Below are 14725 nucleotides of genomic sequence, written 5' to 3' on the forward strand. Positions count from 1 at the left end.
GGCATTAGATGACGCTGCGAGAATACATCCGGCTGCCGCACCGGTGGCAGTGGGGCTACACCGACTGCACGCTGTTCGCGGCCGACTGGGTTGTCGCCGCGACCGGCAAGGATCCGGGTGCCGAATTGCGCGGCACCTATTTCGACGCTGATGCCGCTGCCGCAATCCTGCGCGCCTCTGGCGGGGCCGAACGGCTGGTCGGCGCGAAACTCTCCGCTCTGGGCTTCCATCGCGTCCAGGCGCCGCATGACGGCGATATCGGCATGGTCCTGGTGATGACCGGCTTCGACGCTGCCGGCGCCAGGGTCAAGGAAATCCCGGCCATCCGCTTCGGCCCGCTCTGGGCCGTCATGTCGGCGCGCGGCGTCATGGTCAAGCATCTCGATTGGACTGGCGTGGCATGGCGCATAGTGTGAACCCGTTCGACGATGCGCTACGCCAGGCGCTGGCGACAGCGTCGCGCAAGGGCACGTACAATCCCGGCATCGGCGCCTTTGAGACGGCGACGACGCAGGAGATCGTCGCCCATGGCTGGAGTGGCGAATATCGTTGGCCGGTCCATCGCGACCCGATCTTCACGCCGATCTTCACCGCCATTCTCGGCAGCGGCGGTTTCTCGCTCTTCGGCGCAACTATTTCCTACGCGGCGATCGCCTCGGCGATCGTCACCACGGCGATCGTCGCCGGCGTGCAATATCTCCTCACCCCGAAGCCGCCGAAACCCGAGGACGGTCGTGCGCCGCTGACGCAACCGATCCCCTATCGCTTCTGGGGTGTTGGCGAGGCCAGGCTGGCCGGCGCGATGATGCTGTGGGAAGCGCTCGACAACCGCATGTTCTCGGTGCAGGCCATCGTCGGACATCGCATCAATGCCTACACTGGCTTCTATCTGAACGATGACAAGGTTGACGTCATCGGCGGTCACGTTCAATCGCCCGGCGGCGGTCGCTACGTCGACGACGACAGAGATCTTGTCTTTGTCTACCCCGCCCTTGGCCTGGTGCCTGAGACGCCGATCACCGATTTCGTTACGATCTTAAGCGGCCAAGGCATCTGGACGAACAATCATCGTGGCGACGGACAGGCCTCCATCGGCATGCTCTGCGTCGGCCCCGGGGCCGACAATTTCCTGAAGTCATTCCCCTATGGCAAGCCGGCGCTGTCCGTTGTTGCCGAGATGGCCTTGGTCTGGGATTTCCGCAAACCGTCGCAAAGTCCGGAAGACCCATCAACCTGGGCGTTCTCCCGCAATCCGATCCTTCACCTCGCCTGGCACGAATGCTTCAATCCGTTCGGCACCAAGCGCGATTTCCGCAAGGCGCTGCTGCCCGTGCTCGATATGTGGCAAGAGGAAGCCGATGTCTGCGACGAGGACGTGCCAAGGGCTTCCGGCGGCACGGAAAAGCGCTATGAGTGCGGCGGCTTCGATACCACCGAGCACGATCCGAAAAGCGGCACCAACGCCATCCTGGCGACGTGCGACGGCTGGATGTGCGAGCGCGGCGATGGCGCCTTGCTTGTCGTCGCCGGCAAATTCCGCGAAAAATATGTCGCCACGCTGACCGATGCCGACATCGTCGGCCATACCGTGCAGCATGACGTGTTGCCGGAAGAAGAGGTCAATCAGTTCATCCCGAAATTCACCTATCCGGCGACGGATTACACGACGACGGATACCGACTATTTCGAGGATACCGCAGCGCAGGTCGCGGCTGGTCGCGTGCTGCCGCAGGACGGCAATTACATCTGGTGCCAGCAATGGCGCCAGGCCCGCCGGCTGGGCAAGCGTGAATTTGCCCGTGCGCGCGCCAAAAAGCGCGGCACGCTCGACGTTAGGTTCACGGGCATCAATGCCATCTACGCTCCGTGGGTTCGGCTGAACACGCCGCGTCGGTTGCCGTCGCTCAACGGCAAGCTGATCAACAACCGCCGGTCCGTCCTGTCGGTGTCGCGCGGCGGCTTCCAGATGACCTTCGTGATGATGCCCGACGATATCGACGCCTGGGACCCGGCCGTCGATGAGGGATCGGCGCCGCCTGTTCCGCCAAAGCCGGTCTCGGACGGCATTCCGACCCCGATCATCGATACAGCGGTTGCAGTCTCCGGGGGCGGCAGCGTTTACATCCGCGTCGCGCTGATCGATCCGAACCGGATCGATCTCACGCCGGTTGTTCACTACAGGATAACGGATGTCGGCGGTGGCGTTCCCGGCGCCTGGGTGGAGCAGAAGTTCCCTGGCGCGACGCCGTCGGCTGGCCTCATCGTCCTCAACACAAATCCGGTTCCGGCTAACAACTCGATCGGCATTCAGGCCGCCTATATCGGTGCCGACAATAGCTACGGCACCTGGACTAGCACCGTGACGCTGGTCTCGACGGTCGATACGACGCCGCCCGGGGCGGTCACCAGCGTTGTCGCCACGGGCGGTGTCGGCCAGGTCGCGCTCACCTGGAACACGCCGAATTCCGGCAACTATGTCGCTACCAACATCAGGCGCAACACAGTGAACAATGAGGGCACCGCTACCCTCGTTCGCACCGAATACGGCGCGCCTTCATCGGCCGATGCCTGGACGGACACCGGGCGCGCGGCAGGCACCTATTATTATTGGCTGCGCTCGGCCAACGGATCCGGAGTGGAGAGCACCACAAGCGTCGCCACCGGGCCGAAAGTCGTCACCTAAAGCCCACTCGATCATTCTCATTCGCCCGTTCTTCGCGAAAAGGAAAACCATCCATGGCAGTCGTACCCTTCAACACGCTTTTCGCTGACGGCCCTGTCGGCAACCCGTATCAGCCGACGAAGCAAGACCTTCGCGACACTTTCAATGATCTCTCCAGTCGCGTCGACAATGCGATAGCCACGCAGGGTAGCGGCGGCATTAGCAAACTTGCCGTCGACATGTGGAACGGGTCGGCTGTGTCGATCGAATGCTTCGGCGATAGCACTCAATTGGGCGTTGATCCTCTCGTGCTCTCCAGCCCCTACCTTGCGGCATTACCAGCTCCGCAAAAACTGCAACTCTTCCTTCGAGACTATTACAGCAACAACAACATCATCGTCACCAACCGCGCAGTAAGCGGCACGCTCTCTACGCAGATGCTCGATGGAACAGACGGTTCCGGGTCCACATTCGCCGCAAAGATGGCGGTCAGCTCGGCGCAGGTTGTGTATTGCAACCACGGCATCAATGACTGCCAGAACGGCACACCTACGCCTCCTTTGACCTATCGCAGCAATCTTTTGCAGTTCGTCAATATCTGCCGAGCGAACGGCAAAATCCCCATCCTGCAGACGCCCAACCCTATCTTTGCCGTGCCCACACTTGGCACTGCGGACAAGGCAAACCGGCTGAAAAATTACGTCCAGATCATGAAGGATGTGGCGGCGGAGACCGGAACCGTTCTCGTCGACATCAACACGGTGGTCTATTCCCTGATCAGGTCCGGCGACTATCGAGTGCTGGATGTTGTGCCGGATGGCGTGCATCCCACAAATATCGTCTACCGCCTGATCGGCCAGATGATGGCGATGCCGTTTGTGTATCCGCAGCCTGGGCTGTCGATGGCGAACCAGTTTATGTCTTGCGTCGAGGGGACGGTGAATATCACCCCGGCGAATACCCCGCTTATCGCCGAGGCTACACGAACCGGTTTCCAACAGATTTCCGATGCCATCAACCAGCCGAAGAGCCTCAGAGCTCTGGTGAAGGTGGATGAGCCAGGGCTCGACATTTGGATTGGATATCCGATTTGGAGCGGCGGCCTGACCAGCGTCGGTGTGGGCTTCGACCAAGGCGTCACCGTCGGAAGTATCAATCAGCAGTCCGCGATCAGCCTGACTGGCAGCGAGTTTGTGCAGGACCACGAGGTTTGCGTCGCGCGGAACGTCCCCGTCGGGCTGCACATGGTGACACTATCATCGAGTGCAGGGGCCGCCGCACTTGGCCTCAGCTACGTCCGGACGCGCCGATCGTCGGTCAAGAAGTCGTTCGGCAGAACTACGGTGACTGGCTTTGACCGGCACAAGGATCTTCTTGGCGGCCAGAGTGTCACGATCTTCGCCAATGGCGCCGATGCTGTGGAATTGTGGGACGAGCTTCCCATTTCTCGGCTAATCGCGACGGAAGGTATAGACATCACCTTCGCCGCCACCTTCGCGAAGGATACACAATTCGTTCTGCACGGAGTCAACACCGCCCCGCCGACCGGCGCAACAGGCATGAAAGCTCGCATGGGCGTCGGCGTCGGCTGTGCGGCCTCGACCGGATTTGTCACGGTCTATCAGTTGACCGGGGAAAACACCTACACGGCCACCGCAGTCAATGCGGTGGATTTCAGTGGGGTCTCCAAGCAATATCGGCTTGTCATTGACCCGGGCTCCAGCAGCCTCAAGGTCTATAATGGGCCGCTGCTCGGCACGGTGGCGCTCACAACGCCCTATCTCGGCGGGTTCATGGGGCTGCGATCTAACGTCAGCGGCAGTAGCCCGATCATATCTGACTTGCGGTCTATTGAGCACTAGGCCCGAGGACAGGAGCGGTATCCAGCGCCATTGCCTCATCTCTGTTCGGTGACCGGTGTTCCCAAGAACTTCCACCCCACCGGGTCATAACAGTGCCCGTTGCCGTGGTTCCATCCTGAATAAAGACAGGCTTTCTGGCATAGGAATAATGCCACTCGCCGTCCCTGGGCACTGTCTCGATTGGGGTAGTCGTGATGATCCAGGTTAGAAGTACGAGCGCGGCCAGACCGACGGCGAGCATCTCTGTCTTGTTCAACTTGGTCAGCATGGTGATGGGCTAATATCACATGCTGGCCGACGATCTCAACCGTTGCGCCAAAATTCCAATCCCTGTAGGAGCAATGCATCTGGCGGGGGCTCGCCGGGTGTCCAAATTGACGACGCAGATCAAACGGCCGGATCGCTTTCCCTATCTCAGCGCCCTGCGCGGGATGGCTGCCCTATGGGTGGTGATGGTCCATGTAGCGCATATGCCTAATCCGCATTTGGCGCTTCCATGGTGGGCAGAGGGGTTCGTCGGAAACGGCGTTATGGGCGTTAATCTGTTCTTCCTCGTCAGCGCGTTCTCGCTTTGCCTGACAATGCCGAAGCATGACAAAGAAGAAAGGCCCTATCTGGGGTTCATGCTGCGGCGGTTTTTCCGGATAGCTCCGCTCTTCTATTTGTTGATCATCGTGACAGGCCTGATGCACATCTTTCCCTTCAGATGGAGTGCGCTAGCCGCGAACATATTGTTCGTCTTCAACTTCATTCCCGGCAGCGGGTATCAAACAGGGATGGTCCTGGCGGGCTGGACGATTGGCGTGGAAATGGCGTTCTACGTGGTGTTTCCCTTCATCTATGCCAGAACCAAAAGTGTGACGATGGCCATTCGGGCGCTCATCGTTGCTTTCTTCGTTGCTGCGGCCTTTCGAGCGGTCATCGGGAACTTGGTGGCGGCCCCCGCGTCCTACATCAATCAGTCCATATTTGGTTTGGTGCCGATGTTCGTGTTCGGGATCGTTGCGTTTTATGCGGTCCGAGCTGCTGGCGAATGGAAACATAAACGAGTGATCGGCGCTGTCCTGCTGGCTTCGGTACCGCTGCAGTTCTACGTGATTATCTATGGCTTGGTGCCATTCGGCCCGGCCATCTATTGGCAAGGGCCGATGTTTGGGTGCCTCTTGGTGGGGCTCTACCTTCTCCCACTGAGGCTGTTGGTCAACGCGGCAACCGTGTGGCTTGGCAATATCAGCTATTCCATCTATCTCGTGCACAGCCCGGTAATCGTTGCGTTAGCCTACAGATCTACGGCGTTCCAGCGACTTCAAGGGCTGGGACTAGGCCCGGTTGAAACCTATGCGCTGGCCCTGGGATTGACGCTGGCTTGCGTGATCCCGACTGCTGCCTTGACCTTCTACGGCTGGGAAAACTGGCTCAACGAATGGGGCAAGGGGTTTGCCTCGCGGATGGCGGGGAGAAAAGAACGACACCGCATAGTCGTTCAGGAGGCGGCCTGAGATGGAAAGGCGCGCACGATGGTAGTTGGCGCCAATGATCTATAAAAACATCCAGGGTCTTCGCGCCATCGCGGCATTGATGGTGATGTTCGCCCATATCTACCCAGCATTGCCGATGCAGGCTCATTGGACGCTTCCTTATGTGGGCACCATTGGACCCAGCGGCGTTGATCTGTTCTTTGTGATTTCAGGGTTCGTCGTCTATTTGTCCGCCGACAGACTGGGCAAAAAGGCCGAGATCGTTGGCCGGTGGTGCTCCTTTCGAGAATTCACCGTCAAGCGAGTGTTTCGCATCTATCCCGTCTATTGGATCGCGTTTTTCGTCGCTTCGGTTCTGCTTTTGACGACCTCGTTGGAGGTGGCTCCACCGCAGATATCGGAGAGACCCCTGTGGGGGCTGCTTCTTCTGATTGACCAGCCCAACAACAGAATTGGGGCGGCATGGACGCTGCAGTATGAGGTGACCTTTTACGCAATCTGCGCGCTGGGAATCCTGCTGTTTCCACGGCGCATCCTGCTCATGCTGGGTCCGGTAGGAGTGGCCGTTTTCTTTGGGTGTGTCGCCGGCATCGTTAAGCCAATGGCATATCTTTTCTTGGAATTCGTCTTTGGCATAGTCGTCGCCTTGTTGGCGCAGCGGAAGATCTCCGGGCACGCAGCGTCATCGCTGGCCGTAGGGGTCGGCGGCATGCTTGTTGGCGCGATCTATTTCCATTCTCAAGGCGGCTGGTGGGCTCTTGGTCACATGTGGCGTGTCCTGTGTTTTGGCCTGCCCAGCGCCTTCATCGTTTATGGCCTGGTGGCCATGGAGATCAGGGCCGGATGGGTATTCTCGAGGCCGTGGGTTGGTGTTGGGGATTCCTCCTACTCTCTGTACCTCTGGCACTATCCCCTGTTCGCAGTGCTGGCCGCCTGCTACGCGGACCTGGGGATTATTGGCAAAGTGCCGGTGGAGGTTTTGGCGCTGACTTCCTGTTCGATTGCCGTTCTCGTCGGCCTTGCCAGCTACTACGCAATCGAGCGACCCATCAACAAGTCCGGATGGGTGGCCCGACTGGCTGGCGTGCAGTCTAAAGCCATGATTGGGCGTTCTGCCGAGGTCGCCGCCTAGTCCACCTTCCGAAGCGCTTCCCGAACCACAGCGGCATCGTTGCTGTCGCCGCTCTTCAGCACAATCCAGACACCATCAACGAGCGCCAGCAGTCCGCCGTCATAGGTGTTGATCTCGGATGACCGCAAGGCTTTCGCCTGAATGCTGGCGCTGGCTTTTGCCCATGGCATGCTGAGATAGCTTAGGTCCCCCGTTGGCCCATCATTGTCGGCGGCTGGCCCGCTGAGATCCATCGGGATTTCATCCGGCAGCTTGTCATCCTTCCTCACCATCGCATCGGCCTCCTCTGGGGCCGGCGACCATACCATCATCACCCGAAAGGAAAACTCATGGCTGTTTCCCGTGAAAAGGAATCGCTTGCCCGCGTGCTTGCGCATGAAGGCGGCTATTCGAACAATCCCAATGATCCCGGTGGCCCGACGATGAAGGGCGTCACGCAGCGCGTCTATGACGGCTTTCGGAAGGGCAAAGGCCTTGCCACTCGCTCAGTAAAAAGCATCACCACCGCCGAATTAAATGAGATCTATGTTCGTCAGTATTGGGACGCGGTGCAGGGCGACACGTTGCCGGCCGGCGTCGACTACGTGGTTTTTGACGGTGCGGTGAATTCCGGTCCCGGTCGCTCGATCATGTGGCTTCAGCAGGCGTTGCGGCCTGCCTATACCGGCCGCATAGACGGCGTCCTCGGCATGGGCACGCTTGCAGCGCTGAAGGCGGACAAGAACAACGACGCGCTGATCGACCGCATCTGCAACGCCCGCATGGCCTTCCTGAAGCACCTCAGCACGTTCGGAACCTTCGGCCGGGGCTGGACGGCTCGCGTTGCTGAAGTCCGAGCAATCGGCCAGGCATGGGCAACCGGTCAGGTGCCACAGGCGGCTAACTTCGTCGACGGCGGCCAAGCGAAAGCCTTTGTCGATGATGCCAACGCCGCACCGTCGACCGCGCCGGCGGACTTGGCAACTGGCGCCGGCACCGGTGGCCTCGGTCTGTCTGGCTACCTCTATGATCTGCAGAACCAGCTGTCCCCGCTGTCCTACACCAGCGAGTGGATCGGCAAGGTGGTCGTGGTCGTGGCACTCGCAAGCGCGGTGCTGGCGATCGGCGGGCTCGGCTATCGCTGGTACGCCAATCGCAAGGCCAAGCGTCTCGCCGCGGCGCTTGGAACGGCGCCGGCGTGACCCGGCTCATCACCCTTGTCGCCGGCGTCGTCGGCGTGCCCCGGCCGGTCGCTGTCATCATCGCGTGGACGGCGATTGCGGTTGCCATCTCGGGCGTCGTGTTCGCCGGCTACGAGTTCATCAAACACAAAGGCGCTGACGAGGTTCGCGCCAAAATCGAGAAGGGAAATCAGGATGCGATACGCAAGGGTATCGACGCTCGCATGTCTCTTGATGAGTGCATTGACGCTGGCGGCGTGTACGACTTCGGACGTCAGCGGTGTGGCGCCGCTACGCTCGGCCCTCGGTAGCAGCCTTCCCGGCGCACAGGGCAAGACGGTTGCCGATCAGAACAAGATCGACCGCACCGTAGCGCCAGGCTGCGCGGTCAAGCTCTACACCCGTGCGGAATGCGATCTGCACACCAAGGCCAGCGCAGCGCGCCGGGCTGAACTGAAATTATAGCAGGGCAGGGACGATGCCGACGTCRGGAACGAAGAGTCTGGAAATGATGATCGGCGGCCTGCTGCAAGCCACGCAGGATATGCAGCGGGACATCACCGAAATCCGCCGTGACATCAAGGACAGCGATGCGCGAGCCGCGCTGAGCTACGAACAATCGGAACAGCGCGCCGCCGCCAGCCGCGCGAAAATGTATCAGAAGACCGACGAGCTGGTCGAACGCGTCAGCGCCACCGAAAGCGCGGTCAGCAAGCTCAACGCCGACATGACCAGCGTCAAGGAAGTCACCGCTGAAGTGACACGCTGGAAGCTCATGGGGCTTGGCGCCCTCGGCGTCACCGGCATGGCCGCAGCGGCGCTGGCATCCTTGATCACGGCCTATTGGTCCGATATCTGGCGCGTGATGCGGGGCGGGTAGCCAGCCACCTCCGTTAGGTGATCTCGTAATAGAAATCGCAGATAAGATCAGCGACTTTCACGGCTTCGAAGTCCGACATGTGCGCCGCGTTCTCAACGGCGACCGTCTCCAAATCGTCTTGGTCGATAGCCAGAAGGTCGAGCAATTTTGCGAATTTGATTTTGAGTTCGCGGTCGCCGTCGAATTCGTCGATCGTGACATTCAGAACGTTTACATTCGCTTCGATCACCCTCGTCTGAATGCTGTCCGAGGAGGCTGCCAGCGCGCGGATCGCGGCGAAGAAGTGTTCACGAGCATTGGTATATTTGTCGTCCATTTTGGTACCTCTATGGGTAAAAAGCGCACCCTGGACGCGGGGTGCGAGCCGCGACCTACGCCTTTCATGGAGCGGATGTCAACAACCTCGGCCCGGGCTCCTGGCGCGCGCGGCGTCATCAAGGCAGCTCAGGCGGCGTAGGACGACAACCAGCCCTGCCGCCGTTCGTCGACCCCTGCTGGTTGATCCCAGCGTACTCTAGACCTTGGCCCGATTTCCCCAAATAAGGACCGGCGGGCTCTTTTTGCGTATAAGCGGAACCTCATATCCGCCGGCTTGTTCCTGTGATGGCAGCACTCCGCTGCTGACCAAGACCCGCATCCTTGGCCGGGCCCACTTCTTTCGCCAATGAGGCGGGCCCACTTCAGACTACTCCGTGTGAAGATTGCCCGCTGCCGAAAGGTGGCGGGCTTTTTCGTATTGGAGGGAACATCGGTCGTTACCGGTTGTTTGACTAGAGGCGGCCGCTCTTCAGCGGGCGTCCGCTGACCAAAGACCCAAATCTTGGTCGGCCCGCGCATCCCCGAGATGTCGCGGGCCACTACCCTGACGGAGGCACATGACCAACATCAGAGCGCGAGCAGCAACTGGGAAGCCTGTGGTTGGCATGCTGCTGGGCGGATTGTTGCTCGCAGTGATCGGCTGGGGCATCGGTAGACCGGATGACGAAGAAGCCATGGCTCGCAGTTCTGCCGGCGCCGCTGTTGTGCACCAACTGTCTGGAACCAACTAGCGCCCCCAGCGCGATACTCAGCATTCTACCGACGCGCCTTGCGCCAGCCGGCAGCGCGCGCCTCTGCCTCGCTGCAAAACCACCGCTCGCCATATTGGGGGCTGATCCGCGTTTCCCAGTAATGTTCTTGGCCGGGCACGTGGTAAATGCGCTCCCCGGTATTGATCGAGATATTTCCTTTGATGTTGCAGCCGCCAGCGAGCAGCGATGAAGGATCAGGAACGTCTATGCTGCCAAGCCATTCGGCCGGAATGAGCTTCGCGACAGTCTCGAGGCTGCTCGGGCTTGCCGTGAGAACAGCCGCAAGAGGAACCATCACCAGTGCGAACAGGTATTGGGGTCGCCAAAACCCGCGTCTGCGCCGTTTCCTGGCGTTCTTGCGCCAACTGTCAGTCTGATCGGCACCTTCATGACGCTGGACTTTGCCCACGTTCGTCTGTCTCTCTCGGCCCCGTTAGTAGCCCGTCTCGTGTCCCGTACGACCGCCTGGCTTGGCCTCGGCAGCTCGGCCGCCGCAAAGCTTGCCCGCGCTGTCCGTTTGTGTTTGAAGGTCGCAAGGATGTTGTTCGCCTGAACCGACATTCACCACGATGCCGGCTTGCGGTGCAGGCCCCAACGTCGTCCCCCGATATCGTTGAACGACGCCGGCGATCCGCTGCCCATCGCTCTCAATGTGCGTGTTTTGGCTGTTCGGATTGAACGGGTCGACCGTCTGGGCGAGGCTGTTGGCGCGGTTGGCGTCGCCGGCGGCGAGCGTCACGGAGTCGTAGTGGTTAAGGTAGTCCGCGCCGCACCCGGCGACCGTCAGCATGGCGCCTAGATAAAGCACCACTTCCAGACGGGCTACTCGAACCATCAGACCGGCGCCGGGTTGACGCCAGCGGCTCTAAGCCGCGCGCCGAGCTTCGCCCGGGTGCCACATGCGGCCTTATCGCCAGCGACGCATTTGTTGTTCGCGTCCGACCAGTCAAGCAGCGCCGTGTTGATCCAATTGCCCGGTGCGCGCTGAATCCCGTAGGGTGTCGGCGGCGTACCCGCGGCAACGGCTGACGCAGCCGCGGCGCCTTGTCCGCGCGGCGCGCGCTTCCATCCACTTAGGATGAGGCAGTTCTTCATATATTGATCTTCGGCGGCCAGGTTACCAAGTGCATTGCCAATTCCTGCCCCGGCAACGAAGCCAGGCGATCCGATAGCAATATAGCCTTGGTCAACCGATCCTTTTTGCATTTCGCACTGAGCATGGGCAACGTCGAAACTAGGCCCATAGCCTATTTGCATGTAGTCAGCTTGATTGCTTGTTTGGCACCCACACAGCGGCGCAATGGCAACTAGTGCCATCAGCATATTTCTGTTCATATCCCCAGCCCTCCCAAGGCGTAAGATCAGCATCTCCTAAAGTTATTATTTGCGCAAGGGATGACCGTTGTTCTGGTAAATTTCGGCGGAATTGACCAGAAATCTATGTGCTTTGCCAAATCAAAGGACATACGGGGTTATTCGCGACGCGTTTGAAGGCCGTCGCGTCCTGCGCCGATATGACGAGCATCGAGTAAGTGGCCGCTGAGGTGACACGGTGGAAGCTGATGGGCCTTGGGGCTTTGGGTGTCACCGGTATGGCGGCGACGGCGCTGGCGTCACTCGTCACCGCCTACTGGACCGATATCTGGAGGGCTCTGCGAGGGGGCTAGTCGCGGCGTCGAAACTTGCAATCCAAGACGCAAACGCTGATCTTCGGCGAAGGCGACGGCATCTGGCTGACGATCGAAGATTCTGGAATATGTGTTGCCACCCGCTCCTACGATCGTAACAACCCACTCGCCTAAGGATTGGCTGATTTCTACAGTTGGGGTAGACGGTTTGTTATGGGCCATCCCATTGCGTAGCAATTGCGATGCCAGCTCAAGTTGGCCAAAAACGGGACATATTCTCAGAGCAGAACCGCTGCTCTCCCCAAGGGACGCCTTGTCCAGTTCAGGAGGGCTGGCGCCTCCGAATGAGCGGGAGTGCTTTATTCTGGCGCTAGCGGTAGCGAGATGCGACTTCCGCCCCGCGACCGGCATCGAACAGGGCGCGATTTGCGTCTGCGACAGCGGAGAGCCTGTCCCTATCCTCCAACGCCGGGATGCAAACCGTGTCTCCCTGCCGAAGACCAGCCAAGGATGCTATGATAACATCGGCCGGCTCCATCACTGGCACATTTGGCCTGAGGACCGGCTTGCCATCGATGTCATGAAATTCTGTCCTGACGACTGCGGGACAAAGCGCCTGTACGCGGACACCTGTGCCCTGGAGTTCAGCCGCGAGAAGCTCGCTGAATGTGGTGACGAAGGCTTTCGTGGCGGCATAAACTGAGCGCTTCGGCATATACGGTTGGTTCAGGCTTCCGCTGAAGCTGAGAATGGAAGAGACATTGATGATGGCCCCTTCGCCGCGCGAAATCATCGCGGGAAGTGCCGCATGCGACAGACGCATGACTGCAGTTACCTGGACGGCGACCTCTTCCCCGGCGCGGTCAATTGAAAGGTCGACGAACGGACTGTAGGTCTGGAAACCAGCGTTGTTGACGAGCAGCGATACGTCCCCTACCGCGATCCGTCGCTCCACCGCGTCGAGGCCTTCCGAGCGCGCCAGATCGGCGATGATGATTTCCGCCGAGCCGCCGCGGGCCTCGATCTCGCGGGCTACATCCTCCAGCCGGTCGCGCCGACGGGCAACGAGCCCGATGTTGTAGCCGTCGCTGGCCAAGTGCTCGGCAAAAGCTTTGCCGATACCGGAGGATGCGCCGGTAATGACGGCCACGCCCGAAGAACTGCCGGTGGAATTGGTCATGCCCGTCCTCCCATTGCGCGTTTATAGAGCCTAGCGCTTCACTACCAGCTCAGTAAGGTAAGTCTGCATACTCAAAGGCGAACACTCTCCCACTAGTCTCGTTTGTCACCTCAAGAAAATAGTCTCCAAACCGGTGAAGCGTCACGGGTCGATTGGTTGCCTTTTCGGCGGCTCGATAGGATGCAGAGCTTCAGCGCGGTATTCGGCGATCATCCGCCCCTGCAAAAACTCCTTGATACGATAAGCCATTGCCGGCCTCACCGCCTCGAATCCTTCCCTTAGGGAAGCCTAACGTATCCCAATGAGCGCACGGGCTGTACTTTAGTGCTGCTGGGTTGAGTCCCTGGCCACTCCCAAGACCTTTGCCCGCTGGCCTCGGCCGGCGGGCTTTTTTGTTTCAGGCGTGCTATCCTGACGCCGGGCAATGTGACGGGGGCGTCCAATGCGACTGGTGTTTTTCGCTATTGTGGTCGGGCTGTTCATGGCGAGTGGGTTCTGGCTTGCTGTCCAACTGGTGGCCGCCGGCGCGCATAGCTGACCTATTTTCCCACGATCGTGAGTAGCGGCTTGTGCTTCGGGCGCTCATGCCAGATGACTTGCCGCAGTTCGCGCATATCAACCTGTTGTCCGCAAATCGGGCAGCTGTAGAAATTATCCATCTCGTCGGCGGGCTCGCCTCCGTCCAGCTTGCCAGGGATCGGCGGCCCAAGGTCTGATAGCTTCGTCATGCCGCAGGAATTAGCCGATGGGGTGGACGTTCTGGCGCCCTGCCGCTGGCAGGTTGTTGCCGGCTTTTCAGGTAGCCCGCAAAGATAGACAGCTTCTGTTCGTAGCCTATGCGCACCATCGCGTTGCACCCGACGCATCTGAAGCTTCCGACTGTGCGGAGCCAGGAACCAAACCTTACGATAGGGTGGGAACAGGCCGGACAGTTGAACTCCATCAACACGTCGCTCAGTTCGTCGGTTAAAGCCATTTCGTAATCCTCCCAACCCGGCGCGCCCCACCGCCGGATTCAAGCAAAAAGGTCGGAATATGTTCCAGGGTGGGCCTTCTGGCTGGCCGGGAACGGACTTCAGTCCTACCTCGGGCGGCCGAGCCAAACGAAACGCCCTGGGCATTTCCAATTCCGGAACTATTTTAGCAAAAGCTTATTTAACTGCCAGCTTGTGTGAGTTCCCGTGCATGCGTTTGAGGTTCATCGCTCCCTTGATGCCGACCCTTGTCGAGCAGCCTCCAGAAGGCGACGGCTGGATTCACGAAGTGAAGTTCGACGGCTATCGCTCACAGCTGATCATCGACGAAGACGGGACACGCATCTATACCCGCAACGGCCATGACTGGACGGCCAAATATCGTGACCTGGTGCAGGAGGCGGAGAGCCTGGGAGCGGAAAGCGCCATCGTCGACGGCGAGATCATTGTGCTCAATGAAGCGGGGTTGTCGGACTTTGGCGAGTTGCGAAAGGCGATCACCAGGCGGCAACACGACCTGTATTTCGTGGCCTTCGACCTTCTGCACCTCAACGGCCACGACCTTCGCGAAATGGCGCTGGAGGAGCGCCGCGAGATCCTGGCCAGCATGATCGAGCCCGGCGGGCGTATTCAGTTCAGCGAGCCATTGCCGGGCGAAGCGAAGGCCATCTTCCATCTGCTCGACCAGGCTGGGCTTGA

Annotated in this window: 17 protein-coding genes; 10 read left to right on the forward strand and 7 right to left on the reverse strand. The window is 59.9% G+C overall.

Annotated elements, in window-relative coordinates; translation table 11 throughout:
• Positions 1–8: 8 nt before the first annotated feature.
• The 5 genes from AB4Z43_RS25095 to AB4Z43_RS25115 all read left to right on the forward strand — a co-directional run bounded on the left by AB4Z43_RS25095 (position 9) and on the right by AB4Z43_RS25115 (position 7134).
• On the forward strand, positions 9–416 hold the full coding sequence (locus AB4Z43_RS25095) for a DUF6950 family protein (protein WP_441939313.1): 408 nt from the start codon (positions 9–11) through the stop codon (positions 414–416).
• On the forward strand, positions 401–2683 hold the full coding sequence (locus AB4Z43_RS25100; RefSeq protein ID WP_441939315.1) for a hypothetical protein: 2283 nt from the start codon (positions 401–403) through the stop codon (positions 2681–2683). The genes AB4Z43_RS25095 and AB4Z43_RS25100 overlap by 16 nt, the downstream gene beginning before the upstream one ends.
• A gap of 53 nt (positions 2684–2736) precedes the next feature.
• Entirely contained in the window at positions 2737–4524 is a 1788-nt protein-coding gene (locus AB4Z43_RS25105) for an SGNH/GDSL hydrolase family protein (RefSeq protein WP_441939317.1), read from the forward strand.
• A 287-nt stretch (positions 4525–4811) separates the two neighbouring features.
• On the forward strand, positions 4812–6023 hold the full coding sequence (locus AB4Z43_RS25110; RefSeq protein WP_441939319.1) for an acyltransferase family protein: 1212 nt from the start codon (positions 4812–4814) through the stop codon (positions 6021–6023).
• A 34-nt stretch (positions 6024–6057) separates the two neighbouring features.
• A complete protein-coding gene (locus tag AB4Z43_RS25115) occupies positions 6058–7134 on the forward strand; it encodes an acyltransferase family protein (RefSeq protein ID WP_441939321.1) in 1077 nt (358 codons plus the stop codon).
• Here the strand turns inward: AB4Z43_RS25115 and AB4Z43_RS25120 are convergent.
• The gene (locus AB4Z43_RS25120; protein WP_441939323.1) at positions 7131–7511 is read right to left on the reverse strand and encodes a hypothetical protein; all 381 of its coding nucleotides are present in this window, start codon (positions 7509–7511) and stop codon (positions 7131–7133) included. The two genes, AB4Z43_RS25115 and AB4Z43_RS25120, sit on opposite strands and share 4 nt — an antisense overlap.
• Here AB4Z43_RS25120 and AB4Z43_RS25125 point away from each other — a divergent pair.
• The 3 genes from AB4Z43_RS25125 to AB4Z43_RS25135 all read left to right on the forward strand — a co-directional run bounded on the left by AB4Z43_RS25125 (position 7500) and on the right by AB4Z43_RS25135 (position 9174).
• Positions 7500–8315, forward strand: a complete 816-nt coding sequence (locus AB4Z43_RS25125) for a glycoside hydrolase family 108 protein (RefSeq protein WP_441939325.1) — start codon at positions 7500–7502, stop codon at positions 8313–8315. The genes AB4Z43_RS25120 and AB4Z43_RS25125 overlap by 12 nt on opposite strands.
• Positions 8312–8605 (forward strand): hypothetical protein, encoded by a 294-nt coding sequence (locus tag AB4Z43_RS25130; RefSeq protein ID WP_441939327.1) that lies wholly within the window; start codon positions 8312–8314, stop codon positions 8603–8605. Before AB4Z43_RS25125 ends, AB4Z43_RS25130 begins: the two co-directional genes overlap by 4 nt.
• 197 nt (positions 8606–8802) lie before the next feature.
• The gene (locus AB4Z43_RS25135) at positions 8803–9174 is read left to right on the forward strand and encodes a DUF1515 family protein (protein WP_441939329.1); all 372 of its coding nucleotides are present in this window, start codon (positions 8803–8805) and stop codon (positions 9172–9174) included.
• 13 nt (positions 9175–9187) lie between these two features.
• On the opposite strand, the gene AB4Z43_RS25140 is transcribed toward AB4Z43_RS25135, so the two are convergent.
• From AB4Z43_RS25140 to AB4Z43_RS25155, 4 genes are all read right to left on the reverse strand, one after another.
• Positions 9188–9490: a hypothetical protein gene (locus AB4Z43_RS25140; protein WP_010916051.1), complete on the reverse strand. Its 303-nt coding sequence runs from the start codon at positions 9488–9490 to the stop codon at positions 9188–9190.
• Positions 9491–10248: 758 nt separating this feature from the next.
• The gene (locus AB4Z43_RS25145) at positions 10249–10653 is read right to left on the reverse strand and encodes a sunset domain-containing protein (RefSeq protein WP_441939331.1); all 405 of its coding nucleotides are present in this window, start codon (positions 10651–10653) and stop codon (positions 10249–10251) included.
• A 24-nt stretch (positions 10654–10677) separates the two neighbouring features.
• Positions 10678–11034 carry a hypothetical protein gene (locus AB4Z43_RS25150; protein WP_441939332.1) on the reverse strand — a complete coding sequence of 119 codons (357 nt, stop codon included), beginning with the start codon at positions 11032–11034 and terminating at the stop codon, positions 10678–10680.
• 44 nt (positions 11035–11078) lie between these two features.
• Positions 11079–11579 carry a hypothetical protein gene (locus AB4Z43_RS25155; protein WP_441939334.1) on the reverse strand — a complete coding sequence of 167 codons (501 nt, stop codon included), beginning with the start codon at positions 11577–11579 and terminating at the stop codon, positions 11079–11081.
• Positions 11580–11788: 209 nt separating this feature from the next.
• Here AB4Z43_RS25155 and AB4Z43_RS25160 point away from each other — a divergent pair, with 209 nt between their 5' ends.
• Positions 11789–11911: a DUF1515 family protein gene (locus AB4Z43_RS25160; RefSeq protein ID WP_441939336.1), complete on the forward strand. Its 123-nt coding sequence runs from the start codon at positions 11789–11791 to the stop codon at positions 11909–11911.
• A gap of 331 nt (positions 11912–12242) precedes the next feature.
• Here the strand turns inward: AB4Z43_RS25160 and AB4Z43_RS25165 are convergent, their stop codons facing one another.
• Positions 12243–13052, reverse strand: a complete 810-nt coding sequence (locus AB4Z43_RS25165) for an SDR family NAD(P)-dependent oxidoreductase (RefSeq protein ID WP_441939337.1) — start codon at positions 13050–13052, stop codon at positions 12243–12245.
• A 539-nt stretch (positions 13053–13591) separates the two neighbouring features.
• Positions 13592–13780 (reverse strand): hypothetical protein, encoded by a 189-nt coding sequence (locus AB4Z43_RS25170; RefSeq protein WP_441939339.1) that lies wholly within the window; start codon positions 13778–13780, stop codon positions 13592–13594.
• Positions 13781–14237: 457 nt separating this feature from the next.
• On the opposite strand from AB4Z43_RS25170, the gene AB4Z43_RS25175 reads away from it, so the two are divergent.
• Positions 14238–14725, forward strand: a 488-nt coding sequence (locus tag AB4Z43_RS25175) for an ATP-dependent DNA ligase (RefSeq protein WP_441939353.1), incomplete at its 3' end; no start/stop codon positions are given.

This window comes from Mesorhizobium sp. 2RAF45 (assembly GCF_052115225.1).
GTDB classification, from domain to species: Bacteria; Pseudomonadota; Alphaproteobacteria; order Rhizobiales; family Rhizobiaceae; genus Mesorhizobium; species Mesorhizobium jarvisii.

Excerpts from the sequence above, each read along its gene's own strand:
- AB4Z43_RS25095 (WP_441939313.1), top strand. The coding sequence starts at position 9 with ATGACGCTGCGAGAATACATCCGGCTGCCGCACCGGTGGCAGTGGGGC.
- AB4Z43_RS25100 (WP_441939315.1), top strand. The coding sequence starts at position 401 with ATGGCGCATAGTGTGAACCCGTTCGACGATGCGCTACGCCAGGCGCTG.
- AB4Z43_RS25105 (WP_441939317.1), top strand. The coding sequence starts at position 2,737 with ATGGCAGTCGTACCCTTCAACACGCTTTTCGCTGACGGCCCTGTCGGC.
- AB4Z43_RS25110 (WP_441939319.1), top strand. The coding sequence starts at position 4,812 with ATGCTGGCCGACGATCTCAACCGTTGCGCCAAAATTCCAATCCCTGTA.
- AB4Z43_RS25115 (WP_441939321.1), top strand. The coding sequence starts at position 6,058 with ATGATCTATAAAAACATCCAGGGTCTTCGCGCCATCGCGGCATTGATG.
- AB4Z43_RS25120 (WP_441939323.1), bottom strand. The coding sequence starts at position 7,511 with ATGCGCAAGCACGCGGGCAAGCGATTCCTTTTCACGGGAAACAGCCAT.
- AB4Z43_RS25135 (WP_441939329.1), top strand. The coding sequence starts at position 8,803 with ATGATGATCGGCGGCCTGCTGCAAGCCACGCAGGATATGCAGCGGGAC.
- AB4Z43_RS25140 (WP_010916051.1), bottom strand. The coding sequence starts at position 9,490 with ATGGACGACAAATATACCAATGCTCGTGAACACTTCTTCGCCGCGATC.
- AB4Z43_RS25150 (WP_441939332.1), bottom strand. The coding sequence starts at position 11,034 with ATGCTGACGGTCGCCGGGTGCGGCGCGGACTACCTTAACCACTACGAC.
- AB4Z43_RS25155 (WP_441939334.1), bottom strand. The coding sequence starts at position 11,579 with ATGAACAGAAATATGCTGATGGCACTAGTTGCCATTGCGCCGCTGTGT.
- AB4Z43_RS25165 (WP_441939337.1), bottom strand. The coding sequence starts at position 13,052 with ATGACCAATTCCACCGGCAGTTCTTCGGGCGTGGCCGTCATTACCGGC.
- AB4Z43_RS25170 (WP_441939339.1), bottom strand. The coding sequence starts at position 13,780 with ATGACGAAGCTATCAGACCTTGGGCCGCCGATCCCTGGCAAGCTGGAC.